This window comes from Granulicella sp. dw_53 (genome assembly GCF_018449545.1).
Classification (GTDB): Bacteria; Acidobacteriota; Terriglobia; order Terriglobales; family Acidobacteriaceae; genus Edaphobacter.
Map to the genome: position 1 here is coordinate 131359 of NZ_JAAVUR010000004.1, position 25707 is coordinate 157065.

A 25707-nucleotide genomic window follows, 5' to 3' on the forward strand; every position below is an offset into this window, starting at 1 on the left:
GAGTGCAACTGCAAAGACAACCACAGGTCCTTCGACTGCGTAACTCGCGATGGAGCTGCGAGTTACTTCGCTCAGGATGACAAATTTGTTAATTGGTCTAGAAATTTGTGCATTGTTGAAGTTGGTGCAGTGGTGGCAGGGTGAGTTTGGGTGTGGTCTATGGAAGACGGGTGCTTAAAGGCGATGCCCCATCCTTTGCAAAAGCGAAGGATGGGGCAATCGAATGTTGTGGCGGTTAGGAGGTTACTGTGGAGGAGCGGCGGGGGCTGCGGGAGCGGGGTTTAGCTTTTGCGCGGCGATTTGTCCGGCGGGGCCCTTGGCGTCCTTGTCCTTGAGTTGGGCGTAAATCTTTTTGGCGGCGTCGGGCTGGTTCTGGCTCTCGTAGAGCTCGGCGAGCTGGAGCTGGGCGAGGCCGGCGGGGACGGTAGTGGTGGGCTTGGCGGTGAGCTGGTTGTAGAGCTCGATGGCCTGGGGGGATCGGCCGGTCTGGCGGTAGAGTTGCGCGAGGGCGAGTTTGGCGAGGCCGGCGAGGTCCTTGTTCCAGGAATCGGCGACCTGCTTGAAGGTGGACTCGGCGGAGGCGTTCTCGCCGGCTTCCATATAGGTGAGGCCGGCGAAGTAGCGCGCGTTCTTGCCAGAGGGGGTCATACCGTACTTGTTGGCGGTTGCGAGGAAGAGGCCGTTGGCGGCCTTGGCGCGCTCGGGGATGGAGTTGAAGGTCTTCATGCCGACGGGGATGGGCTGGCCGGGCTGAGCGATGGGGGCCTGGTAGGCTGCGATCGCCTCGCCAAAGGCAACGCTGGCCTGCTGGGAGCGGTTGTTGAAGAAGACGAAGCTGCCGACGAGGACCAGGATGACGAAGATGAGAATCACGCTGGTGGTGATGACGGAGCGGCGATTCTGAGCGGCCCACTCGAGGCCGTGGCTGGTGGTGGTGACAAACTGGTCGTTCTTGAGGGCTACTTTAGTTTCGTGATCCACGATGTTGATTTTCCTTTTGGCTCGCTGCGGTCGTCCGCTTCGAGAGAACTTGATAGCGCGAGTGGTCAACGCAGAACTTTAAGTCTATCAGCGGATGGGGTATCTGTCGGCCCTTCCCTGCCGGGGCGGCGGTTCAAGCGCTGTAGAGGTTGGTCTGGAGGAATTGGTTGCGGAACTTGCCGCTGGGATCGTATTGCTGGAGAAGGGCTTTGAAGTCGGGCAGCCTGGGGTAGAGAGACTGCAGGTGGGCGGGCGCCATGGTGAAGACTTTGGCCCAATGGGGGCGGGCGTTGAAAGGAGCCAGTTTGGCTTCGATGAGGGGCAGGACCTTCCGGACGGCTTCGAGTTCGGGCTTCCAGGTGAAGTGAATGGCCATGGAGGGGAGATGGTAACAGGGGCTCATGAAGAGGTTGTCGGCGGCGATGGTGCGGAACTCGGTGATGAAGAGGTGAGGGGTGATGTGGTCGCGGAGCTCTTCGACGGCCCGGATGGCGGCGTAGGCCTGGTTGCGAGCGACGAAGAACTCGGACTGGATTTCGGCTCCGGCGCTGGGGACGGCTCCGATTCTGAAGTGCGGCATGCGGTCGAACCAGGGGCCGGGGACGCTGAGCTGGTCGGTGCAGGAGTCGGCGGAGTGACCGGGGACGGGGTGGAGTTTTTCCTTGGCTAGGGTGGCTCCGTAGAACTGGGCGGGGATGTCGAGTTTTGCGTTGGGTTCGACGCGACGTTTGATCCAGACCTGGCCGGCACGGTTGTGCTGCCAGTCGGTGAAGAGGCTGACGCTGTAGCCGCTGGAGAAGATGGCGTCGAGGTTCTTTTCGAGCTGGGAGAAGGAGAGGTTCTCGTAGAGCGTCTGGGCCATCTGGAAGGTGGGCTGGATGTCGAGGGTGATTTTGGTGATGACGCCTACGGCTCCCAAGGTGACGGCGGCGGTGAGGAAGCGGTCTCCGTCTTTGGCGCGGGAGAGCTGGAGGAGCTGGCCGTCGGCGGTGACGATCTCCATGGCGGAGACGGCAGTGGTGAGGTTGCCGTTGTGGATGCCGGAGCCGTGGGTGGCGGTGGCGCAGGCTCCGGCGACGGTGATGCCGGGGAGCGAGGCGAGGTTGTGGAGCGCGAAGCCCTGGGAGTGAAGGTAGGGAGGAAGGTCAGAGTAGGTGACGCCGCCTCCGACGGTGACGGTGTGGGCTTGCGCATCGACGGTCATGGTGGTGAGGTTCTTGACGGAGATCTGCTCGACGGAGCTGTCGGCGATGGTGTTGAAGGCGTGGCGGGAGCCGAGGGTCTTGAGGGAGGACGCAGATTTGACGGCCTGCTGGACCTCGGCGACGGTGCCGGGGGTGATGAGTTTGTCGGTGCTGTAGTGGAGGTTGCCGCCCCAGTTGGTGCGTACCTCTGGGGTCTTCGCGGGTGCGGTGCGAGAGGTTTGTGAATCTGCGAGGGACTCCGAGGCTGCGAAGCGGGACAGCATGGAGCCGGTGAGAATTGCACCTGATGATTTGAGGAAGTCTCGCTTGTTCACGCACGCTCTCCGAAGGAATCCATTGAATTGACAGCATCGTGCCAGATTTGCCGCGCCATAAGGTATAGAGGCTTTGGCGTATAGAAAGCAACTGGCGAGCGGCGGAGCGGCTTTATGGCTTTGTAAGAAGGAGGCGGATGCTTTGTGCTGCCTGCTGGCCTTGGATCGCGGCTCCGGCGATGTTGAAGTGCACTTTGTCTTCGTATTGATCGGCGTGGTGGGACATGAGCTCGTGCTGGTCGTCGATGGGGATGTTGGCGGACTTGATGAAGGAGAGGGCGATGCTGTTTCTGGCTTCGATGCGGAGGTTCGTGGGCCCGGGTGTTGCATCTTCCTTGACTGGAGTGGTGGTTGCCCATACGAACGATGCAGCCGAGGCGATGCTGTGCAGAGCGGCTAGAAGTGACGGAAATGCGGCACGGTATTCGGGCTCGGAGTAGGTCCAGCCGTGCATGCCGTTATTGAAGTGCACTACTTTGAAAGGAACGGATTCCATCCGTGCGAACTCTGCGATTTGCAAGGGGAGACGTGGGTCGCCGATGGAGGTCGATGTGGCCATGAGGTAGACGTTCGCGACTTTGTCCAGTTGGCGTTGTACTTCCGGGTAGTAGTTTCTGGAGATGGAATCGCCTACGAGCAGGACGTTGGGGAGCTTTGTATCGACGTGGGAAGGTCTTACCTCCCAGGTCCACTCGATCTCTTCTGGCCGGGAAGATGGATTCTGGGCGTAGGTATGGATTGGGCTAAGTAGTATCGACAGACTGAAGACCAGGGTTGTAAGTGCGGTGACCTTCTGTAAGTGGGATCTCATCGTTTCCTTCCGGCTTCAACCGATTCAACCGTGGTTGAAGCTTCTTGCGCGGACTGTGACCTCACGGTCTTTTATGAGAGAGACCTGCGTGGTGCCTGTACCGTAACGCACCTTATGCGTTCCTCCTAATTTACTTTTGAAGGAGGCGTAGATCAGTTTTCCTGCAACCCAGGAGAGCGAGACCTGTACGCCGCCACGAGCGCACAGACCATGGATGCTTCCCTGGGGCCAGGCGGAGGGGAGAGCGGGTAAGAGGTGGATCTCTTCCTCGTGGGATTGAAGCAGCATTTCTGCGATGCCGGCGGCTCCTGCGCAGTTTCCGTCGAGGGAGAAGATGTTGCTCTCGGCGCCGGCGACGCCACCGCGAGAATAAGTCAGGAGCGAGTCCTCTGCGGCTTTTGAAAGCAAACCGATGAGATGCTTGTGGGCTGCTTCTCCGTCGAGAAGCCGGGCGTAGTAGTTGACGAGATTTGCCCGACCCCACTCGGAGTCTTCCCAGTTGGGCTGGCTGATGCGCCGCTCGATGGTGATCCGAGCGGCCTGGGCGAGGGCGGGAGTCTTAGCTGGTGAGATCTGGTGCTCAGGGTAGAGCGCGATGAGATGCGTCGTGCTGCGATGATTGGGCTCCGCTTCGTCAAAGTCTTCCAGCCACTCCTGAAGCTGGCCGTGCTTTCCTATTTGGAGGGGAGGCAGGCGGTCCAGCGCGTCTTTTGCCTTTGCGCGGAAGTCCTCGTCGATGCCGAGGGTCGTTGAGGCTTCGATACAAGCGTTCAACAAGGAGTGGACGAGAACCCGGTCGGCTGTGGGTCCCATCGATTCGCTGCATTTCTTTCCGTCGGGGGTGAGAAACCAGTTTTCGGGTGAGACGGCGGGGCCCGTCACCAACCAGCCATGTTGGGGGTGTTGGACCATGTAGGCAAGGAAAAACTCGGCGGCCTCTTTGAAGACGGGGTATAGGCGCTGCTTCATGAATTGCTTATCCGCGGTGAAACGATAGTGCTCCAATAGCTGCAAGGAGAGCCATACGCCGCCGGTTGGAAAGATTCCCCAACCCAGGCCCCATCCAGCGGCGGTGAATCCCCATGGGTTGGTGACGACGTGGCTGACCCAGCCGGGTGCGCCATACATCTTGCGGGCGGTAATTCGTCCTGCTACGCGCATTGCGTCGATGAAATCGAAGAGTGGAGATTGGCACTCGGAGAGGTTGCCGACCTCGGCCACCCAGTAGTTTTGCTCTGTATTGATGTCGAGGTGGAAGTCGTCCGTCCAACCCATGCTGGATGCGAGCCCGTCGTTCCAGATGCCCTGCAGTGCAAGGGGTAATGGGGAGTTTGGGCGTGAGCCTGCAATCGTAAGATATCTACCGTATTGGAAGAAGAGTGCCGACAGGCCAGGATCCGCTCCTCCGGATTGAACGGCTTTGCGTCTCTCGTCGGTGGGTCGCTGTTCGGCGGCGGGATTTGTCCCCAGGTCGATCGCCACGCGACGATAGAGTGCACGGTGGTCTTCAAGATGTGCAGAGCGAAGTTGGGTGACGGTCTTATGCCGTAACGCTTGCAGCGTTTGGGTGCAGCGTTTTGACGGATCTGCTCCGCCGTAATTTGTCGATATCACGACTAATATCGTGAGAGCATCGGCGTTCTTTACGGTGATACTTTCTTCGCGACTGGTAACTACGCCTCCTTCCGCACGCAGACGAATGTGAGCTTCAAATTCGACGCCCTGTTTGCCGTTACTGTGCAGGTGCTCAAAGGCCTGGCCGCGGAGGATAAGCGTGTCGTCTCCTTCTGTTGTCACCTTGCCGGGGAGGGTCAGCTTCGCGAAGGAGATGGTGCAGGAGATCGATTTTGCCTTGCTGCATGTTAGACGGGCTATGAGGGCGTCGTCAGTGTTGGATGAGAATATCTCACGATGAAAGCTGAGGCCGCCCTGAGTGTAGTCGACGTGTGCGATCGCCTCGTCCAGATTGAGGGAGCGCCGGTAATTTTGTACGGGTGCGATATCGTCGAATGCAATCTGCAATGTGGCCATGGGAAGATTGGTTCCGAATGAGTCGGGATGGCCTAGCAGATGCTCTTTGCATAGGTCGCCGCCTTCAGCATATTTTCCAGCAAACATCAGTTCGCGGATGCGGCCGAGGTTTTCAAACGCAGTTGGATTTATATTTCTGTCGCTCGGGGCTCCTGACCAGACGGTGGATTCTGTAAGAGCGATGCTCTCCATGGATACGCCGCCAAAGATCATGCCTCCGATGCGACCGTTCCCGATTGGCAAGGCCTCCATCCAGCGGCTGGCGGGCTTCGAGAACCATAGCTCGGTCTTGCGGGTGGGAAGGCTCGTCATTGCAGGGAGCAGTCGAGGAGGATATACCGCGAGGGCAGCGGATCCGCGCACAAAGTCTCGTCTTGTAGTCGTCACGTAAATCCTTTCGCAAACTTTTCAGGCGAGGCACAGAGGTTCTTAGGGACAGAGATTGAACTACTTCTTCCAATGTAGCTCGATCAACTTCGACTCTGATGGCGCTAACTCGATGCTGACAGTCCCGCGAGCAGACTGAAGCGTCTTGCCGGACGAGACGTCCGTGATGGAGACAGAGGAGGCAGCGCGATCGATGCGCTTCAAAGGAAGCGTGATCGTTTGAGGGAGCTTCTCGTCGTAGTTGAAGAGTGCAACGTATTCGCCGTGCGGCGAAGGACGAACGAAGACGGCTGCCGCCTTATCCCCTGTATCCCCTTCGATGGGGCGAAATGTTTTCCCTTCGTCAGCTATCGCAAACCATTCGCGGTCGTTGTAGACCGCCTGGGCGAGTTCGCGGCCCTGGGGATCATCGGCAAGTCGGCTGCTGTCGAGGATCATTCCGCCGCTGATGATTGCCGAGAGGAGGCGGCTCTTCCCTTCGATCACGGTTCGCGCGCCCTGGTCGGCTTTTGTACCTAAGACAACGTGATCGGGATCGGTGATGTAGAGATTTTTATCGGTCCACCAACCGTAGGTCAATGAATTGAGCATGTATTCGGTGGTCTGATCGCCGCCGCTGATGTGGCCTTTAGTGTCGCAGGAGAGGCGCCGTGCGTGTCCATATCCTGCGGGAAAGAGCGGAGCGATGGAGAGACTAAGGAACATGCGATTGCCTGTCTCGTCGACGATCTGCTTCATGCCGGCGTTGTAGGCTTCAATTCCTGTTTGAATTTTGGGATCGAAGTGGACTCCTTCGAGAGCGCCGTGGGAGAGAAAATCCAGCTTCAGGTATTTAAATCCAAGCTGCTGGAACTGCTGCAGGAAATAGGTGGCGCGAGCCTTCGCTCCAGGATGCGAGGGGTCAATTGGCAGACCACCATCTACCTTGGGGAGCGGTGACCCGTCGGACGTCTTCAACAAGATATCGCGGTACCGGTACTTCATTCCGGTGCCTTCGACGTAGGCATCCAGATCGTCAGACCAGTAGGCAAAGGGTGTCCAATAGATGCCGGGCTCAAAGTGGGTGCCGTCTGCCCCATGCATGGCCTTGATGTTGGCAACCGCATCGGCAAGCTGCACGCCGTCGAGGTTCGACCAGAAAGCATCGAGATTAATGTAGACCACCTTATTTCGTCCGAAGCCTTGAGGAACTAGTGTGTCCCTAACGAATGTGGCGGACTCTAAATAACGATGGTCGTTGATCTTTTCTGCGTAAGCCGCCCAGCTATTCCATCCCATGGGAGTTCCGGCAGGCCATTTTAGAGGAGGATGTATAGCCGCGTTGACCGCACCATAGGCCTCGAGCCCATCTCTCCAATCGGAGAAGGAACCAATAAAGATCCGAGGCGAGACTACATGCGGGCCGTGAACGAGGCCGTGCTCTGTCGTGTCGTGCGTGTCGGTTCTTACTCCGGTTGGTGAAGAGATGCCGCCGTAGATGTCCAGGTCGGTCAGATGGCCATCCGTAGCATGGGTTTCGATGGCCGTCTTCCAGGTATCGTGATTGATGGAACCTAGGATAAGAGCCTGGCGGGTGGCGTTGTCGTAGATGGCTGTAACTTCATTACTCGTATAGGTCTGACCAGCCTTCATGGCTGCAACGCCAAAGCTGTTGTAGCGAAACCACATGTCGTTGTCGAAGGGTACGTGCAGAAGCCGCAAGGATTGGATCTTTCCGAGTTGCACTGCGGCTGGGCCTTTGACTACCACGGTATCGAAGTGCCGGGTACCAATCGCACCTGCTTCCGGAGCTAACTCTGATTCAACTGAGATCCAGGGTTTTCCGTCATAGAGCCGGATGTGTTGAAGAAACGAGGGCAGGCCGGGGGCCGTGCTTCGGATGGTGTATTCATGCTCCGAGGCTGCATCTGCGGTGTTGCTTGACCGGTCTAGTTCGTGCAACGTGTAAGCGGCAGTTGAGAGCGAACGCCCGTCTTCCAAGCGAGCGCTGCTGGTGATGCCAAGAAGCTTGTGGCCGTCTTTCCAAGAGATGTCCATCGTGCCAGATTGGATGTGATAACGAACGGTTACCAGTTGGCTTTGCAAGGTAACTTCGTAGTCTGGTGCGGCAGATTTAGCGAATGCAGATGCCTGCAAAGAAGTTAACCAGACGAACCAGGCGAAGACAATTATTTCAATTCGTGCAGATATCCGGGGCCAACGAATGGAACATCTCATGACAGATCCCTATGGCAGAATGTTACAAATTTCCAGGATGGAATGAGTTATATACCCATTCCATCCTGATTGTTATTTCTTAGAAGGCATATTTCAAAGAGACCTGTAAGAAGCGGGCATCGGGAGTGTTGTTCTGGAAGGTCTTTGGAGCTGTAATTTGACCGCCATTCGAGTTGTTATTCGTGGTCGACGGATTGGCTAGGGTGGGATGGTTCAGAAGATTGAAGGTATCCACACGAAACTGTAGATACTGCTCCCGGAAGGTGGTGAAGTTTTTGAACAGCGACATATTGATGCTGTAATAACCAGGTCCGTAGATGGTATTTGACCTGCCACCAAGGAGTGCAATCGCAGTTTGCTCGTCTGTTACCGGTGATTGGAACCTAGTTCCGATGGTGCTGCCATCCAGCGGATTTGCAAAGGCACAGGGGTTATACCAGTTATCGCGTGTCTTGGTCCGGGTTGGGCAATTGGGACCTCCGCCGGGGGCGAATGGATCGCCTATCTGAATTGCTCGCGCACTCCCTCCCGCGGCGGTGCTGTTGTTGGGAGTGACGGTGAACGGCGTGCCAGTCTGGGCGGCGAACGTAAGGCTCGAAGACCAGTTGCCGATTACTTCATCTTCCCAACGTGATTTATTTAGAAACGTTCTGCCTTTGCCGAAGGGAAGCTGGTAGTTACCATTAAGTGTGACGCGGTGTCTGATGTCGTAGGGCGAGTTGGTGTACTCGTCGGTGTAGGGGATGATTGCCATGTTACGGTCGCCGACCGCTGTGGATAGACCTCCCGCATCGCTGCTGTCGTCGAGCGCGTGCGACCATGTATAGGTTGCGAGGAAGGTGAGACCGTGGGACAGTCGTTTCTCTAATTTGGCTTGAAGTGAGTTGTAATCGCTGACACCTCCGAAGTGGATGGTCCCGATGCTGCCCAGGTTAGGAAATGGTAGTTTGTCCTGGGTGCTGGTGCCCGGCGCGAAGAGTCCTCGAATCGTATTGGGATCGTAGAACAGCGAAAGATGACGCGAGACGTTGCCAACGTAGCTAAGCGTCGCGACTACGTTGTTCGATATCGATCGCTGGACGGACAGGTTGTAGTTCATGGTATACGGCGTCTTGATCTTAGAATCGATGGCGTGAAGGGTAGGGTTCGATACGAAGTTTTGCAAACCGCCGGCAGTCTGCGATATAAGGCCCGTCTCCAAACTAACGCCCTGACTTGCCAGGGATGGGCAGTTGCCTTGTACGCAATTTGGAGCTGTCATATTTGCGGTGTTTGAAAAGGGGAAGTTCGTTCCCAGGTTCGTATTTCCCTGGCTTTGCAGACCGCCGTAGAAGAGACCGAAGCCGCCGCGAACGACAGTATTTTGACCAGGTTGATATGCAAATCCGATGCGCGGAGCGAAGTTCAACTTTTGCGAGGTGGCCAGCCGCTCGTTGTCTACATACTGCAAAGCGACGTGGTCTTGCGCGAGCGCGGCCAGGAAGGGTGCGCCTAGATCTACGTTTCGCGAACGGCTCGGAAGCTGATAGATGCCTGTTCCGGTGCCGATACCGAGCCCTCCTGTTTGTATGAAGTTCGCCTGAGCTCCGCTGTTTTCTTTATAGGGCTGATAGTAGTCGTATCTAAGGCCTAGATTGAGGGTGAGGTTATGCGTGATCTTCCAGTCATCTTGTGCGTAGACGGAGTCGTACCACTGAGCATCATTGATGTTGGGGGCGTTCGCGATGCTTGCCGTATTCATCTGGTCGGCGAGAAAATCCGCCACGCCATAGCCGGTGAAGTTTACGCCTGGAGCTCCTGTGTATACAGCGTTGTAGAAATATTGACCTAGGGGAGCGGGTGCGTACCGGTCGAAGACGCGGATCGCCTGGAAGGATACGCCGACCTTCAGCGAGTGATTGCCGAGGGTTTTGCTGACGTTATCCAGTATCTGATATACGTTTTGAGCTTCGTTTTGAGTGCCGACAGAACCCCACTGCTGCAGCGTGGAGGTGTTGTTGTTGAAGTATCCCAGTGGCAGGCCTCCGAGTCCTGGACCTAGATTGGGAACGCCACCTAGTCCGAGTGTCGCTGCTAACGTCGTGTTATTTGCATTTGGCTGCTGGAACTTGAAGACACCCCAGTTATAGCCGAATCGAAATTCGTTGGTGAGACTGGGAGTAAAGACGTGCGTCTCGCTGAGCATGAAGTTCTCGGCCAGGTTCGTATCGCTTTCCCCACCGAATCCGCTTCCATCGAGGATTGGACCAAGGGGAAGACCGTTCGAGATGATCTGATGCATATAGCTGTAACGTGCGTATGCCTGATCTTTGGAGGTTGGATTCCAGTCCAGCCGCTGATCCCACTGAAAGGTATTGTCGTGGCGCGCAATGTTCTCATCAAGATTGTTGAAGGTTTTCCCGCCATTTGTGTTCGGAGCTGGATACATCTTGAGAATATTTTGCGCGACCGGACTGATCTGATTTGGGCAAAAGACGTTGTTTCTCCCGCCGCAAGATAGCGTTTGCGCGCCGCCGGAGTTTGGTTGATATAACTGGATCGGATTGGACCCGGTCAAGGAGGGGTTTAGTAACTCCGAGAAATCGCCTTGTCTCATCAGTGGGGTGGGCACCGTATAGATGTTTGGCTGGCCAATCGCGATTCGATTTACTTCCAGGTCGCCAAAGTAGAAGAGCTTGTCTTTCAAGACGGGGAACCCGAGCGTGGCTCCGAATTGATTCTGATGGTAAGGAGGGACGGGCGCTCCTGCCAAGGTATTCCAATTCCGTGCGTCGAGACTGGTGTTGCGAAGATACTCCCACACACTGCCGTGGATCTGGTTGGTGCCGGATTTGATACTGGCATTCATAACGGCGCCGGCTGAGTGCCCAAACTCCGCGCTGTAGTTGCTGGTCTGGAGATTGAACTCGGCCAAGGCATCCGGGGGAGGACGCATCACAAAGCTTGAACCGTTGAGGAAGTCGACTAGGTTGGTGTTATTGTCCACTCCATCCAGGATGAAATTATTTTGCTCCGCACGCTGGCCGTTGGCTACAAAGTCGCCCGTTCCACTCCCGCGAGTGTTTCCGAAGGGCGGAGCGACGCCGGCGGTGAGTTGAGCGATGTAGACCCAGTTGCGGCCATTAAGTGGGGTGTTGTTGATGGTTTCCGTGCTGATGACTTGGCCCACAGCGCTATCCTGCGTTTGAAGTAGAGGGACCTCCGAGGACGATACCGTTACCGACTGCGAAACCTCGCCAGCGTGCAGATCGAGCATGACGTTCAGGCGCTGCTGAATATCCAAGTGTAGATTTTCACGAGCCGTCGTCTGAAATCCTGGCGCTCCGGCGCTCACCTTGTAGTTCCCTATCTTCACGGGCGAAAAGACGTAGACGCCATTACTGTTTGCGGTACGTTCCAGAACAAACCCGGTGTCGGTATTGGTAAGAGTTACCTTTGCCCCGGAGACTACTGCGCCAGACTCATCTTGTACCAAGCCGGAGATGGTTCCCTGATCGACCTGCGCCCATGTTGTCGGCACTAAAAGCAGAAGCACACAGAGTGAAAACACAAACCATGAACTAAGAAAGAGCTGCTTTCGGCTCTTTTTGATTAGATCTCTAGACATATTCTGGCCTTCCCTTTCGATGCATGAAATTGACGTTTCCCGGGACCAGCCCTTCTGGTAATGTATACGTATACATTAATGCAGTGCGTCAGTATCTATATTTGAGTGAATAGGGGGTTGTCAACTGAAGATCTTTACCTAGTGAAATCATCTCTTATGGCGCGACGCTCGTCGGCTTCGAACACCCTACCATCGAGTGGCCGACGGAATATTCTAGCCATCGATATGGTCTTATCCCAACGATCAGATAGTATTTCGCTTGTTGCGCTCTTTCCCTCCCAACACGGTTGACCTCTTGACTGTAGGGGTCTATTTCTTCACCACACTTGTGGTTGGGTGGCTCTTTCGCAGAAAGGCACAGTCGTCTTCGGAGTTCTTCCATGCCGCTCGCACCTTGCCCACCGCCATCACTGCGATTGCTTTTCTTGCAGCTAACTGCGGGGCGCTTGAGATTGTGGGCATCGTCTCTGCGAGTGCGAAGTATGGAGCGGAGACTTTACATTTTTATTGGATCGGCGCTATTCCTGCCATGGTCTTCGTGGCTCTCTGCATGATGCCGATCTATATGCGAAGCCGTGCTCTCACGGTGCCAGAATTCCTCAAGCTGCGTTTCAACGAGGCTACCCGAACGCTGAATGTCATCTGCTGCGGGATCATGATGATTTTGGTCTCTGGCATTAGTCTCTATGCGCTGTCGCAGGTGTTACGTACCTTTCTCGGTTGGAGCTTCACGCAGACCACCCTCACTGCCGCTGCGATTGTCTTTCTCTACGTCTCGCTCGGTGGCCTCACCGCGACCATGTACAACGAAGTAATTCAATTCGGACTTATTATCCTGGGGCTACTGCCGCTCGTATTTTTCATTCTGCGCGATTTTCATGGGCTAGGCGCCATCCTCTCCCAGTTGCAACCTTCCATGCGTCATACGTGGGTTGGGCTTCCTATCGCGAGTCCACATGTTGCCCGCATGGATGTTGTCGGCATCACGATGGGACTTGGCTTTGTTCTGAGCTTCGGGTATTGGTGCACGGACTTTGTGCTGATCCAGAGGGCTCTTGCTGCGCGTAGCACAGCAGGCGTCATCAACACTCCGTTGATCGCCGCTACCGTGAAAATCTTCTTCCCTGTTCTGGTCGTGCTTCCTGGTCTCGCGGCGGCCGTCCTCTTTCGTCCTCAGCTCGAGTTCAACTACGACCAGGCCTTGCCGGTGCTTATGATGCGTTACTATCGCCATGGTCTGCTAGGGTTCGGCATTACAGCCATTCTTGCAAGCCTTATGGCGGGACTTGCGGGTAATATCAATGCGCTGGTTACGATTTGGACCCATGACGTCTATCGAGCTACCCTGGCACCTGGCAAGAGCGATGATCACTATGTTCTAGCGGGAAGAATCTCTACGCTCGCTGCTATCTTGCTTAGTATTGCGACTGCGTATCTGGCATTGTCTTTCAACGATCTGATGGATTATTTGCAACTGCTATTTTCTCTTTTCAACGCGCCGCTTCTGGCTACATTCCTGCTTGGTATGTTCACGACATGGGCTACTCCCAAGGCTGGATTCTGGGGACTTCTTTTTGGCACGCTGGCATCCATCGCACATAACTTCGCATACCGGCTGCATTGGATCACGTACGGCAGCGATATGAGCGCCAATTTTTACGGGGCGATTCTTGCATGGACGAGCTGCTTTCTCGTTACGGCGCTCCTCAGTGCGATCACTCCCGCTAAACCGCACGAGGAGCTTGCAGATCTCACTTGCTGGACCGGAACCCGCGGATCTATTCGGATTCCTAGAACGACTGTGTTCCACGCGCTCATTATCCTCGCCATCTGTCTGTGCTTGAGCATTGTCTTCCGCTAAAGCCAGGGATGGTCATTCAGAGGCTTCGATCGATACTCTGCTGAATTCGCCTTGAACGAAGCAGTCATAAGTTTTATTACCGAGGGCCAGACAAAATGGTTGGATGGAGCGTAGCGATGCATACTTCAGGAAGAGCCATACTTCGTCGATTGAGTGATTTATTATTCCTTCGCGCGGAGGCCATACGCGGGCTTGGCATTTGCCATGTCTCGTTCCTCATGTTTTTCTTTCTGAATCCATTCGTTTCGCAGATGGTTCGAGCGCAATCGAATGATGCCTCCATCCGCTTTGACAAGGAGACTAAGGTCTTTCGCATCGATGCTGCCGACACGTCTTATGTCCTCGGCATCAACGAGGTGAAGCAGGTACAGACGCTCTACTGGGGGAAGCGCCTCAGTATGGACGATACGTTTGCGGCGCCGCATTCGGCTTCTGGTAACTCTTCGTTCGATCTTTCCACGAACACTACACCTCAAGAGTTTGTCGCCTGGGGTGGCGGGGTTTATATTGAACCTGATTTGAAGGTCACCTTTCCGGATGGGAACCGCGATCTGGTATTGCAGTATCAGTCACATACTATCGATGGCCGTCTGCTTACTCTGAGGCTGAAGGATATATCGCGTGAGGTTTACGTTGACCTACAGTATGAGGCGGATCCAATTACCGGGGTGCTGCGCAGGTCAGCGCAGGTTGAGAACAAGACTGCTTCCCCACTGAATATTGGGCAGATCGCATCTGGCACCTGGAATCTGCCTCGTGGAACAGACTACCGATTGCGTTACCTCACGGGCCGGTGGGCGGGAGAGTGGAGGCTGCAGGAGCAGCGCATTCAGCCTGGCAAGACAGTTTTAGAGAGTCGCCGTGGATCTACCGGGGATCAAAATAATCCATGGTTCGCCATTGACCGAGATGGCTCGAACGATCAAGACCATGGTGATGTCTGGTTTGGGGCACTGGGCTGGAGTGGATCGTGGCGGATCAGCATTGAGCAGGATCAGGTCCAACAGGTGCGGGTGACGGGAGGTCCGAACGACTTCGACTTCAACTATCGCCTGGCCGCGGGAGAACGGCTCCAGACGCCTAATTTCTATGCGGGCTACTCGCACGATGGCATCGGCGGCGCCTCACGGCTTCTCCATCGCTTTGAACTTGGCAGCATCCTGCCAAACGCACCTCATCCAAAGCTGCGGCCTGTGCTTTATAACTCCTGGGAGCCTACTGGCTTCAACGTGGATGAGGCTGGTCAGGAGTCGCTTGCAGAGAAGGCTGCCACTATTGGGGTCGAACGCTTCGTGGTCGACGATGGTTGGTTCGGTCAGCGATCGGGCGACAAAGCGGGGCTGGGAGATTGGAATGTAAATCCAGTCAAATTTCCTCATGGGCTGAGGCCGCTGATTGATAAGGTCCATTCGCTTGGTATGGACTTCGGACTTTGGGTTGAACCCGAGATGGTCAATCCTAACTCCGACCTATATCGCAAACATCCTGATTGGGTGCTGAACTTCCCTGGCCGTCCGCGGACTGAGGGACGAAATCAGCTCATGCTCAATCTTGCGCGACCTGATGTGCGTGCGTATGTCTTTCAATTTCTCGATTCCCTTCTGAACGAGAATGACATCGCCTTTCTAAAGTGGGATTACAACCGTAACTGGTCTGAGCCCGGATGGCCCGCTGTGGCTCCTGAAGAGCAGAAGAAGGTCTACATCACGTATGTGCAGAACCTCTATTCCATCCTGGAGGAGCTTCGCAGAAGACATCCCCATGTCGAGATCGAGAGCTGCTCTGGTGGTGGCGGGCGAGTGGACCTTGGCATTATGCAGTACACCGATGAGGTCTGGCCTTCGGATAATACCGATGCCTTCGACCGGCTGCTTATACAAGACGGCTTCACCTATGCCTATACGCCGGGGGTGATGATGGCGTGGGTGACAGATTCGCCCACATGGGTCAATCAACGTACGCTCTCGCTCGAATATCGCTTTCTCTCTTCCATGCAAGGATCGCTTGGAATCGGGGCGGATCTGAATCATTGGAAACCGCAGGATTTTGAGACTGCGAAGAAGATGGTTGCACAGTACAAGCAGATCCGAGAGACCGTGCAACGGGGATCTCTTTACCGATTGATCTCCCCTCAGAACGGGAGCGAATACTCTGTAACTGAATCTATTGCGGAGGATCAGAAGCTGGCTGTAGCCTTCGCATTCCTCCATTCTAGCCAGATGCTCTATCCGTTTCCGCGTATCTACCTTCGTGGGCTGAAGGCTGATGTTACGTATCGGATTAAGGCACTGGATGGAAAGCTTTCGACGGGCTCACCTGCAGTTGCAAGTGGTGCATTCTGGATGCAGCATGGTGTGGATGTGGATCTTCGGGGAGATTTTCAGGCTGCTGCATTCACATTGGAGGCGGTTTCAAAGTAAGCGGCTGGCGCCCGTGGCGTGGAGTTTATGCCGTGGTCACCAGCCGCTAGGGCTACGAAGATTGTTACTTTGTTGTAGTGGTTTCGGTGATGGTATCGACGGCGGCTCCATTGTTTGACGAGAACACGATGCTTGCGGCAAAGGTCGCGTTTTCAGCACATCTGGAGAAATCAATTGGGATCTCTACGTTCTTCTGGCCACCGGGAGAGATGTCTCCTACTTCAATTGGCAATCGGCCTATTACGCGAGGGTGACAGGTTTTGTCTCCTTCCGCTTGCGTCAGGGAAAAGAGATTGACCTGAGATCTTTCTGCGCGCGTCGAGCCACTATTGCCGAGAGATAGCTTCCAGATGCGAAGATTTGGAGGGCCAAGTTTCTTTGCGATCGATCCTGAGAGCGTTGCAGACCCGGCCGTCGGAGCGATTGCGATGCGATCAAGAGCCGGAGCAAAGCCGATCGGATTGCCAAACTGTATCGTGTTCGAGCCGGCCTTCAACGTCACTGGAATTACCGTGCTAGTGGGCAAGCTGAAGCTGCTGCCATCGAGATCTAGCTCTGTGCTGGTACCACCGTTAACACTCATGAAGAAGGAGCGAGGTCCGCTGGTGAGGTAGTCGATCTCCATCTGATAGGTGCCCGCTGCGTGAACGGTGACGTGGGTGAAGGTGACGTTGTTATTGGCGCCACCACCGATGTTTCCCGCCTCTGAGACTCCGGAGCAGCTCCCGCAGAAGGAGGCGCTGGCACTTCCACTGAAGGTGGCGAGTTCCGCTTCATAGGCGGTGTAGTTCGGCGCAACGGCGGACCCATTGCCACTGATTACGATTCGATCCAGGTCTGGAGGGTAGCTGGTGGGATTGCCAAATTGAATGCTGTTCCAGCCGGCCTTCAACTGGACGGGAACGGTCGTGCTGGAGGGAAGGTTGAAACTTCCGCCTCCTACATTGAGAGTTGTGGATGGACCGCCATTGACCTGGTATAGGAGCGCCCTGCTGCCGATCGTCATAGAGTCGATCTCCATCGCGTAGGTTCCCGCTCGGTCGACGCGAATGTTGTTAATCGTCACAGTATTGTTGACGCCTAATCCCAAATTACCCACCTTGGAGCCGCTTGAGCAGGCTGAACAGGAGACGACCGATGCCGATCCACTCAGTGTTCCTGACTCTGCCTCATAGACCTGAGAGTTGGGTGGCGCGGCGTGGCCGTTTGGAGTCACCTTGAGCAGGCGAACGCCGTGACCCAGGATAACGGCACTGAAGCCGTCGTCGAAACGACCAAGATCGATCTGGTTCCATACGTCGCGGACGCGTGGAGCGCTCGTGAAGCCGAGCGGGCTCCACTTGATGGCGACCTGCGATGGGAAGGCGTTCAGATTGAAGAGAGCGACGTAGTAGCTTCCGTCTGCCGTGTGCATCGCCCAGACAGGCGAGAATCCGCCGGCGACCTGCTTTGCAGGAGCCCCCGACTGGTCAACGGCGATGACCTCGTCGTTGGATAGAAGGCGTTTGCCAACGCTGTCCAGAGCTGTCAGATCTCCCCCGAGGTAGAGGGGTGCATTTGCCATTGCCCAAAGGGTGATTGCGGACTGCTGCTCTTCGGGGCTCAAGCCATCGGTATTGGGATTTCCTACTTCGAGCGAGTCGAGATCGTTCCAACCGACCGTCGGGCCAGCGGCGTTCTGCCAGCCTACGAGATCGTAAAAACGCTGCGATGTCATCGTCCAATTGGTCAGCGTAGAGCAGTTCCCCTCGCATTCGACGTCGCCTTCGATGCGACGGGCGTTTGCGTATGTCTGCCATGTGCTGAGATAGTCCTGATCCAGCGCCCAGGAGATGGTGAACCACATGGGCCGTCCGTTTTGGGCGATTGCCTTGGCCCAGGCGGCTACATCAGGGCGGTTGTCGATCGAGGTGTCATCCCGATAAGAGCCGGGCGTCACTGCATCGAGCTTGATAAAGTCGATGCCCCAGGATGCGAAGAGATTGACGACAGAGTTTGTGTACTCCTGCGCGCCGGGCTTGGTGAAGTCGATCTTGTAATGAAACGGAGAGGTGCCGGAGCCACCGAAGGAGTTCCCCGCGGTATAGGGGACCGCAAGGATGTCTTTGATGTGATATTGCGTGCCCAGGATGGGATAGTTGGCATCCACTGCTGGTTGTTCGACTCCGGGGATCCAGTAGATACCGGCCTTTTGACCATTCTGATGAATGTGCGCCACTAAGGCTGCGATATCGGGAAAGGTGGAGGTATTAGGAATGGGGCGCCCGTTGGCGTCGAAGCTTCCCATCCATCCGGAGTCGATGTTGATGTAGTTGAAGCCGTGTGCCTGCAGACCGGAGGACGACATCGCATCCGATTGGGCCGCGATGTTCGCCTGTGTGAGGAAGCTGCTGGAGATGGTCTGCTGGCTGAAGCTGCTCCAGCCCAGGTAAGGCTTCTCAGCAACTCCAGGCGATTGGGCGTGTCCGGAGATCGCCGATCCTAGAAAGGCGGTTACCGTTAAGAGACCCGCATAGACTGAGCGATAGTTGCGGATCTTTCGGCACACGCGGCTTGACGCGATGAACGATGAGGGGATGGTCGTCATGTATTTCCTCTTTTGCTGTTTGAATGAGTTGCCATGCTGCCGAGCCTTGCTCCGCAGCCGAGGTGACATGACGATCTTCTGTTCGTCTCCGCAGATGTTTCGTCGAGTCACTGCTTTCGCTGTGCGCTTTGTCGCAGAGTATGCGTTGGGGATGCGTCTCGCATACTCAACCTGTTCGGGCTCTCGTTTCGTTGGGAGTTGCCGTTGAAAGACGGGCAACTCGCGGTACTATGTATACGTGTACATAAGGGAATATGGCAAGCGGGAACTTTTAATTTGGTAGACGCACCCTCTGTCGCTTCCCGTCCGCGTAAACCCTTTACTTCTTCGATGTAAACTTGCACACTGTTCTCGCACTACGAAGGAGATGGATCGCACAATGGATATGCGCGAGATCGCAAAGCTGGCAGGTGTCTCCAGCGCCACCGTATCGCGCGTCATTAATGGATCGAGTCTCGTTCGGCCGGAGACCGTAGAGCGCGTTCGCAAGGTCATCGAAGAAGTCAAATTCTTTCCGAACAACAGTGCGACGACCTTGAAGTATGGGCGAAGCGGGACCTATGGCTTGATTATCCCGGACATTACAAATCCGTTCTTTCCGGAGTTCATTAAGTGCTTCGAAGGAATCGTCGTCGAGAACGATCAAGAGATGTTGATGGCGACAACCGACTTTCATTCGGGGCGAATGCAGCAGTCGATTCGGCGGATGCTGATTCGCAAGGTGGACGGCGTGGCGTTGCTGGCCTCGGAGATCGAGACAGAGCCCTTTGAAGACCTGATAGAAAATCGAGTCCCTCTTGTAACCATGGACCGGGGGCATGTTGGGAATGGATTGAGCGATGTGGCGATCAACAACAAGAGCGGGATGGACCAGGCTCTGCGGCATCTGAAAGAGCTGCGCCATACAAAGATCGGCTATATCGGGGGGTCTGCGGGCCTTACTATTTCAGATCACCGCGTCCAGGCATTTATTCGTGCGCTGAAGCGGGTCGATCTTATGCCGCGGCCGGAGTTCATCAAGGTCGGCAACTACCGGATCACAGGCGGCATGGCGGCAATGAGTGAGTTGCTCTCGCTCGAAGACAGACCCACGGCGGTCTTAGCTGCGAACGATTTGACGGCCATCGGCGGGATGCGCGCCGCGATGAAGATGGGGTTCTCGATCCCTGGCGATGTTTCGATCATAGGATTTGATGATATCGAGATGAGCGATATCGTCCATCCACCGCTCACAACCTTACGGCTGCCGAGATATGAGTTAGCCAAAGTATTCTTCGATGCGCTCGAACATCTCAAAAGCAATCCGCATGCTCAGGGTGAGCAACACAGCGTGAAGACTACTTTAATCGTGCGGGAGTCCACTGGCCCTGCGCGCAGGCGTAGGAGTAAGTAAGTATGGGGCTGTCATAGATACTTAGGTGGGGCAAGTCTGAATGTGGCTTGTGCTTTAGAGCTTTTCCGGCCACTCCTTGTCGGGGCTTACGGGCAGAGGCTGGTCGATGCCCAGATTGGCGGGGTTGATATCGGCGTAGATGAAGTTCTCCGGCGCTACGGGGCTGCCGGCGAGACGCCGCAACAGACTTAGCTGACCTGCGTGAGTCATGGCGTCCGAGAAGGGCCCTTGAAGGAGAACTTCGAGGGTGATGCCGTGGAGTTCGCTTCCCTGATCCAGATGGCGCGCGAGATCGGTCACGACCTCGTGGAAGTGGGCCACGGCGGATGCGAAGTCCGGGAAAGATGGCGGCTGGTAGCTGCCGCCGATGAAGAAGGTTCGGGAGTATCCGAGGACGCTGTCCATGTGGCGAATGAGTTGATGGGGCGAACGGACCTTGTTGCCAGCGGTGAAATCAGGGAAGTCGGGTGGAGCGTCGCGGAGGGCCTTCTGAGTTCGATAGACCAATGAGGCGAGAAGATACTTCAGCATGATTCGTTTGTCGGCCATAACTCGATTCCTATGATTTGCAAGTAGTCTTGCAGCGGCTTACTTGATGTCACGCCAGTTCTGGCCGAGGCCTACCTCGGCGACGATGGGGATGGTGAATTCGGCTACGTTTTCCATCTCCTGCTTAACGAGGGACTGGAGTTCTTCGGCCTCTTCGGGGATGACGTCGAAGAGGAGTTCGTCGTGGACCTGGAGGGTCATGCGGGAGCGAAGATTGCGGCGGGTGATCTCGGCGTCGATCTTGATCATGGCCAGTTTGATGAGGTCTGCGGCGGTGCCTTGCAGAGGAGTGTTGACGGCGGTGCGCTCCGCGAAGCCACGCATGTTGGGGTTGCGGGACTGTATGTCGGGGATGGGGCGGACGCGGCCGAAGTGGGTCTTGACAGCACCGTCGCGGCGAACGATTTCGAGGGTGGTCTCGATGAACCGCTGGACGCCCTTGTAGCGGTCGAAGTAGGTCTCGATGTACTGCTTGGCTTCGCTCTGAGGAATGTTGAGCTGGGCGGCGAGGCCGAAGGGGCTGATGCCATAGACGATGCCGAAGTTGACTGCCTTGGCGCGAGCGCGGACCTCTTTGGACATGGTGGCGGGATCGACGCCGAAGACCTCGGAGGCGGTGAGGGTGTGGATGTCCTGACCGGTGCGGTAGGCGTTGAGAAGGAGGGGATCCTGAGAGAAGTGTGCCATGAGGCGAAGCTCGATCTGGGAGTAGTCTGCAGACATAAGCAAGTTGCCGGGGGCAGAGATGAAGGCGGCGCGGATCTCGCGGCCAACTGCGGTTCGGATGGGGATGTTCTGGAGGTTGGGATTGGTGGAGGAGAGACGTCCAGTGGCGGTACCGACCTGATTGAAGGTGGTGTGGACGCGACCCTGGGAGTCGGCTAGCTGCGGGAGCGAGTCGAGGTAGGTGGACTTGAGTTTGGCGAGCTGACGGTATTCGAGGACGAGGGCGGGGACGGTGTGATGTTCGGCGAGCTCTTCGAGGACATCCTGGGCGGTGGAGACGACCTTGCCCTTGCCGTACTTCATAGGCTTGGGGAGGAGCATCTTGTTGAAGAGGACGTCGCCGAGTTGCTTGGGGGAGTTGACATTGAAGCGGTGGCCGGACTGCTCGTAGATGCGCTCGGCAAGGTCGTCGATCTCTACGGCGAGACGGGTGGACATGGTGCCGAGGATCTCGGGGTCGATGCGGACGCCGGCCTGCTCCATCCGGAGAAGAACAGGGACCAGGGGCAGGTCCATGGACTCGTAGATGTGAGTGAGAGACTCTTTTTCGAGGTCGGCGCGAAGTTGGGAGGCGAGGCGATGGATGGCGTTGGCAGACTCGGGGAGGAGGGTCTCAGGAGTGTGAGAGAGGGCACGGTTGGTGAAGCGGGCGGTGACGTCGGGAAGTGTATGCGAGCCGTGGGTGGGATTGACGAGGTAGCTGTAGAGCATGACGTCGTCGCGAAGGCCACGCAGGGTGACGTTATGCGGGGCAAGGGCGCGGAGGACGGCTTTGAGGTCGTGAACCTGCTTGGGGAGGGTTGGGTCTTCGAGAGCCTCTTTGATGCCGGGGGCGTCGAGCGAGGTTTCGATCGCGGCGGTGGAGTTGGAGGCTAGTCCCAGTTTGCAGGCGGGGTCTTGCGGTGAGGCTGCTGGGGTAACAGCGGCGGCTGCAGCGGCTTGATCCTGCGGGGTGCCGAAGAGAAAGCCGGATTCGGCGGGGGCAGGCTCGGCCTCGGTCTCGGGATCTATGGTGTCGGTGGCCTTCTCTTCGGCGATGGCGGTAGCGTCTTCGAAGAGGAAGACGGAGAGGCCGTTGGGCTTGCCGTCAGGGCCTAAGGCACGCGCCTCTGCGAGGAGGGCGGCGATATCGTCAGGAGCGGGCTTGAGGTTGAATACGATAGGGGTGTTGTCGACAGAGGGGGCGAGCTCTTTGAGGAGGGTGGTGAACTCGAGCTCGGAGAAAAGTTCGCGGCAGGCGGCGTTATCGAGGGGCTGGGTCTCCATGTCTTCGATGGAGAACTCGATGGGGACGAAGGTGTGGATTGTGACGAGCTCTTTGGAGAGGAGGATGTTGTCGCGATTGTTCTCAAGCGACTCGCGGTAGGTCTTCTTCTTGACCTGGTCGGCGCGATCGAGGGCGTTTTCGACAGAGCCGAACTGTTGGATGAGCTCAATGGAGCCCTTGTCGCCGATGCCGGGCGCGCCGGGGATGTTGTCGATGGAGTCGCCACGGAGGGCCATGACGTCGATGACTTGACGGGGTGGAACGCCGAGGGTTTCCTCAACCTTGGCAGGATCGAGGATGAGGTTGTCTTTGGTGGGATTGAGGATGGAGACGGATTCGTTGACGAGCTGCATCATGTCCTTGTCGGAGGAGACGACGTAGACGTGGTGGCCGAGCTCGGCGAGCTTGCAGGAGAGGGTGCCGATGACGTCGTCAGCCTCGAAGCCCTCGTAGGAGAGGATGGGGATGCGGAAGGCTTCGAGGGCGCGGCGAATGTAGGGAAGCTGCTGGGCGAGGTCGGGAGGCATCTCGGTGCGGTTGGCCTTGTAGCCGAGGTAGTCGATCTCGTCGAACTGCTGGGTCTTGATATTGAACTTTTTGACCGACTTCATCTCCTTGGCACGGGCGTCGCGGAAGACCGGGCCGGAGAGATCGTAGATGGCCGCAAGGTAGTGGGGGGCGAAGTCCTTGCGGAGCTTGTTGATCATATTGACGAAGACGTATGTCGCCGCGGTGGGAATGCCGGTGCGCGTGGACATGGGCCGCTGGCGCTGCATGGCGTGGTAGGCGCGGAAGATGAAGGCCATGCTGTCGAGGAGGTAGATGGGAGGCTTGGCGCCGGTGCTGGAGGTGGGGGTGGCGGTCTTTGCGGGTTCAGTTGCCATGGCTTTTAGATGGTAGCGCGTCAGGGGCGGGTGTATGAGACCTATTTGGGATCGGCGGCCTCGTCCTCGTAAGATTGAGCAGCGCAACCCTTTGCGTTGCAAGGACAGATGAGGAACATTCCTTGAAGATCCCAATGTGGCTCGCAGCACCTTTGTTGACGGGCTACGCCTGCTTGGGACAGAGCAGACCCAGCCTCCAGGAGACTCCGCCGGCAACGATCAAAGCTACTTCGACTTTGGTGATGGTCCCGACGCTGGTTCGAACTCCGTTGGGGGAGCTTGTTCCTGAGCTTAAGGCGAATAATTTCAGACTCATCGACAATGGGGTCGAACAGAAGGTGTCCGTTGAAATGGTTCAACGTCAACCGATCGCGGTGGTAGTTCTGATGCAGACCGGCGGTGCGGCACCACGGCAGTTTCAGAACTACCAGACCATGACGACGCTGCTCGGCCCCATGATGGGGAGCTCGATCTACAAGGTGGCGATGGTAACGTTCGACAGCCGGCCCCAAGAGATCTGGAATTTTCCTCCGAGGGTGGATGGGCTGCAACACGCGTTCATTCATCCTGAGAGAGGGGATCGGGGCGCAGCAATTCTGGATGCTGTGAACCTCGGCATTGAGCTGTTACAGCAGCAGCCGCTGAGTCTTCGCCGGATTATTCTGCTGATGAGTCAGCCGGTGGATGATGAGAGCAAGGTATCTGCGGCAGATGTTGTGCGCCGGATTGGAGAGAGCAACGCCACAATCTACAGTGTGAGCTTCTCACCAGAGAAGCCACTCCCGAACGACCCTCTTCCCAAAGCTCCGGTCAACAAGTTCTCTCCAATTGCATCCTCAAATGCTTTAGAGGCTCCGGCATCCGTCCTGAAGGCGATGCAGGAAGATACTGCCGCGGAGGTGGCCGCTCTCTCCGGTGGGGAACAGGTTCGACTGAAAAATAAAGGCGATTTGGAACACAAAGTGTGGCTTCTGGCGAATGACCTTGCCAACGGCTACACGCTGAGCTTCCGCCCTAGCTCGAAGGAGCCGGGATTCCATACAGTCAAAGTGGAAGTAGTTGGTACGCCAGGTCCTTTCGTTGTCGCAGCGCGGACGAGTTATTGGATCGCTGGAACAGTAACGAAAAAGTAATATTTTCTCCTTTGATGAGACGCACATGCTCTGTGATCAGAGGAGGAGCATGCAGTCGCCGTAGGAGAAGAAGCGGTATTTCTCTTTGACCGCATGGGCGTAGGCTGCCAGGATTGTTTCCCTGCCTTTTTCGGGGTTGGCGAAGGCGCTCACCAGCATCAGGAGGGTGGACTGGGGCAGGTGGAAGTTGGTGAGGAGACCGCCGATGATACGGAATTTATAGCCAGGGCTTAGGAATATGCTGGTCTGGCCGGCGTGAGGTTCAAGCGGGCGGCCAGCGGCGAGTTGGGCGCAGTGCTCCAAGGTTCGGGTCGTGGTGGTTCCCGCGGCTATGATTCTTCGATTTTGATGGAGCGCGTCATTGATGGCCTGCGCGGTAGCGGCGGGAAGGGTGTAGTGCTCGGCGTGGAGGCGGATGTCGGCGAGGTGTTCGGCGCGGACGGGCTGGAAGGTGCCGAGTCCTACGTGTAGGGTGACATATTCGATCTGGACGCCGTTTTGTTTTAGCTGCGCGAGGATCTCCGGAGTGAAATGGAGGCCGGCGGTGGGAGCGGCGGCGGAGCCGGTCTGGCGGGCGAAGACGGTCTGGTAGCGGGCTCTATCCTCGGGGGTATCGGGGGCCTCCTTGGGGCGGTGGATGTAGGGTGGCAGGGGCATGTGGCCGATGCGTTGGAGGATGTTGTGAAAGTCTGGGGTGGAGGCGAAGCGGAGGGTGCGCTCCCCGAACTCGCCGGTGGTAAGGATCTCGGCCTCGAGGAGGGGTGGGGAGTCCGGGGTGGTTTCGTCGCGGAAGAGGAGGCGTTCGCCGGGCTGGATCTTGCGGCTGGGTCGGACGAGGGCAGACCAGAGATCGGGCTCGATTTGTTCGGTGAGGAGGACCTCGATACGACCGCTCGGGTCGGGGGAGTTGTGCTGGGTGTGGAGGCCGGCGCGGGTGGCGAAGAGGCGGGCGGGAAGGACGCGGGAGTCGTTGAGGATGAGGAGGTCGCCGGAGCGGAGATGCTTCGGAAGGTCTGAGAAGGACTGGTCGGTGTAGACGCCGGTGGCTCGGTCGAGGACGAGCATGCGGCTGGTGCCGCGAATGGCGGGTGGGTTCTGGGCGATGAGTTCTTCGGGGAGGTCGAAGTGGAAGTCGGAGACGCGCACTGGTGTTTAGTTTAGTGGGTTGGGACGACATCATGGAAACAAGATTGAGACCATGAACAAAATGCAGATGAGGTTGGGTTCATGTAACGCAAATCGCCTGTGTCGTAGCACACAAGCTCGCAAAAACGAAACGGATCATGGATATCATAAAAGCATGAGTAACCATGGTAGTAAGGCTGTCGTTTATA

The 25707-nt window shown here is 56.6% G+C and carries 14 protein-coding genes; 4 read left to right on the forward strand and 10 right to left on the reverse strand.

The annotated features are described in order from the left end of the window. Window positions 1-243 precede the first annotated feature (243 nt). The 6 genes from HB393_RS08025 to HB393_RS08050 all read right to left on the reverse strand — a co-directional run bounded on the left by HB393_RS08025 (window position 244) and on the right by HB393_RS08050 (window position 11553). Window positions 244-981 carry a tetratricopeptide repeat protein gene (locus HB393_RS08025; RefSeq protein ID WP_213804648.1) on the reverse strand — a complete coding sequence of 246 codons (738 nt, stop codon included), beginning with the start codon at window positions 979-981 and terminating at the stop codon, window positions 244-246. A 133-nt stretch (window positions 982-1114) separates the two neighbouring features. Beyond that, the gene (locus HB393_RS08030) at window positions 1115-2500 is read right to left on the reverse strand and encodes a D-arabinono-1,4-lactone oxidase (RefSeq protein WP_345945091.1); all 1386 of its coding nucleotides are present in this window, start codon (window positions 2498-2500) and stop codon (window positions 1115-1117) included. Between the two features lie 112 nt (window positions 2501-2612). Continuing rightward, a complete protein-coding gene (locus HB393_RS08035) occupies window positions 2613-3311 on the reverse strand; it encodes an SGNH/GDSL hydrolase family protein (protein ID WP_213804649.1) in 699 nt (232 codons plus the stop codon). 24 nt (window positions 3312-3335) lie between these two features. Further along, window positions 3336-5705 (reverse strand): glycoside hydrolase N-terminal domain-containing protein, encoded by a 2370-nt coding sequence (locus HB393_RS08040; protein ID WP_213804650.1) that lies wholly within the window; start codon window positions 5703-5705, stop codon window positions 3336-3338. A gap of 84 nt (window positions 5706-5789) precedes the next feature. Next, window positions 5790-7814 (reverse strand): hypothetical protein, encoded by a 2025-nt coding sequence (locus HB393_RS08045; protein WP_213804651.1) that lies wholly within the window; start codon window positions 7812-7814, stop codon window positions 5790-5792. Between the two features lie 211 nt (window positions 7815-8025). Next, window positions 8026-11553, reverse strand: a complete 3528-nt coding sequence (locus HB393_RS08050) for a TonB-dependent receptor (protein ID WP_213804652.1) — start codon at window positions 11551-11553, stop codon at window positions 8026-8028. A gap of 295 nt (window positions 11554-11848) precedes the next feature. On the opposite strand from HB393_RS08050, the gene HB393_RS08055 reads away from it, so the two are divergent. Continuing rightward, a complete protein-coding gene (locus HB393_RS08055; protein WP_213804653.1) occupies window positions 11849-13414 on the forward strand; it encodes a sodium:solute symporter family protein in 1566 nt (521 codons plus the stop codon). Window positions 13415-13563: 149 nt separating this feature from the next. Further along, window positions 13564-15834 carry an alpha-galactosidase gene (locus tag HB393_RS08060; protein ID WP_345945092.1) on the forward strand — a complete coding sequence of 757 codons (2271 nt, stop codon included), beginning with the start codon at window positions 13564-13566 and terminating at the stop codon, window positions 15832-15834. A gap of 64 nt (window positions 15835-15898) precedes the next feature. Here the strand turns inward: HB393_RS08060 and HB393_RS08065 are convergent, their stop codons facing one another. Then, window positions 15899-18421 (reverse strand): CBM35 domain-containing protein, encoded by a 2523-nt coding sequence (locus HB393_RS08065; RefSeq protein ID WP_213804654.1) that lies wholly within the window; start codon window positions 18419-18421, stop codon window positions 15899-15901. Between the two features lie 367 nt (window positions 18422-18788). Here HB393_RS08065 and HB393_RS08070 point away from each other — a divergent pair, with 367 nt between their 5' ends. Then, window positions 18789-19814, forward strand: coding sequence for a LacI family DNA-binding transcriptional regulator (locus tag HB393_RS08070; protein ID WP_213804655.1), 1026 nt, complete (start codon window positions 18789-18791; stop codon window positions 19812-19814). A 54-nt stretch (window positions 19815-19868) separates the two neighbouring features. Here the strand turns inward: HB393_RS08070 and HB393_RS08075 are convergent, their stop codons facing one another. After that, window positions 19869-20363 carry a hypothetical protein gene (locus tag HB393_RS08075; protein WP_213804656.1) on the reverse strand — a complete coding sequence of 165 codons (495 nt, stop codon included), beginning with the start codon at window positions 20361-20363 and terminating at the stop codon, window positions 19869-19871. Window positions 20364-20402: 39 nt separating this feature from the next. Then, complete coding sequence (gene polA, locus HB393_RS08080; RefSeq protein ID WP_213804657.1) at window positions 20403-23240, reverse strand: DNA polymerase I; 2838 nt, start codon at window positions 23238-23240, stop codon at window positions 20403-20405. 122 nt (window positions 23241-23362) lie between these two features. Here polA and HB393_RS08085 point away from each other — a divergent pair, with 122 nt between their 5' ends. After that, window positions 23363-24373 carry a hypothetical protein gene (locus tag HB393_RS08085; protein ID WP_213804658.1) on the forward strand — a complete coding sequence of 337 codons (1011 nt, stop codon included), beginning with the start codon at window positions 23363-23365 and terminating at the stop codon, window positions 24371-24373. 36 nt (window positions 24374-24409) lie between these two features. Here the strand turns inward: HB393_RS08085 and queA are convergent, their stop codons facing one another. Continuing rightward, window positions 24410-25519, reverse strand: a complete 1110-nt coding sequence (queA, locus tag HB393_RS08090; RefSeq protein WP_213804659.1) for a tRNA preQ1(34) S-adenosylmethionine ribosyltransferase-isomerase QueA — start codon at window positions 25517-25519, stop codon at window positions 24410-24412. Between the last annotated feature and the right edge of the window lie 188 nt (window positions 25520-25707).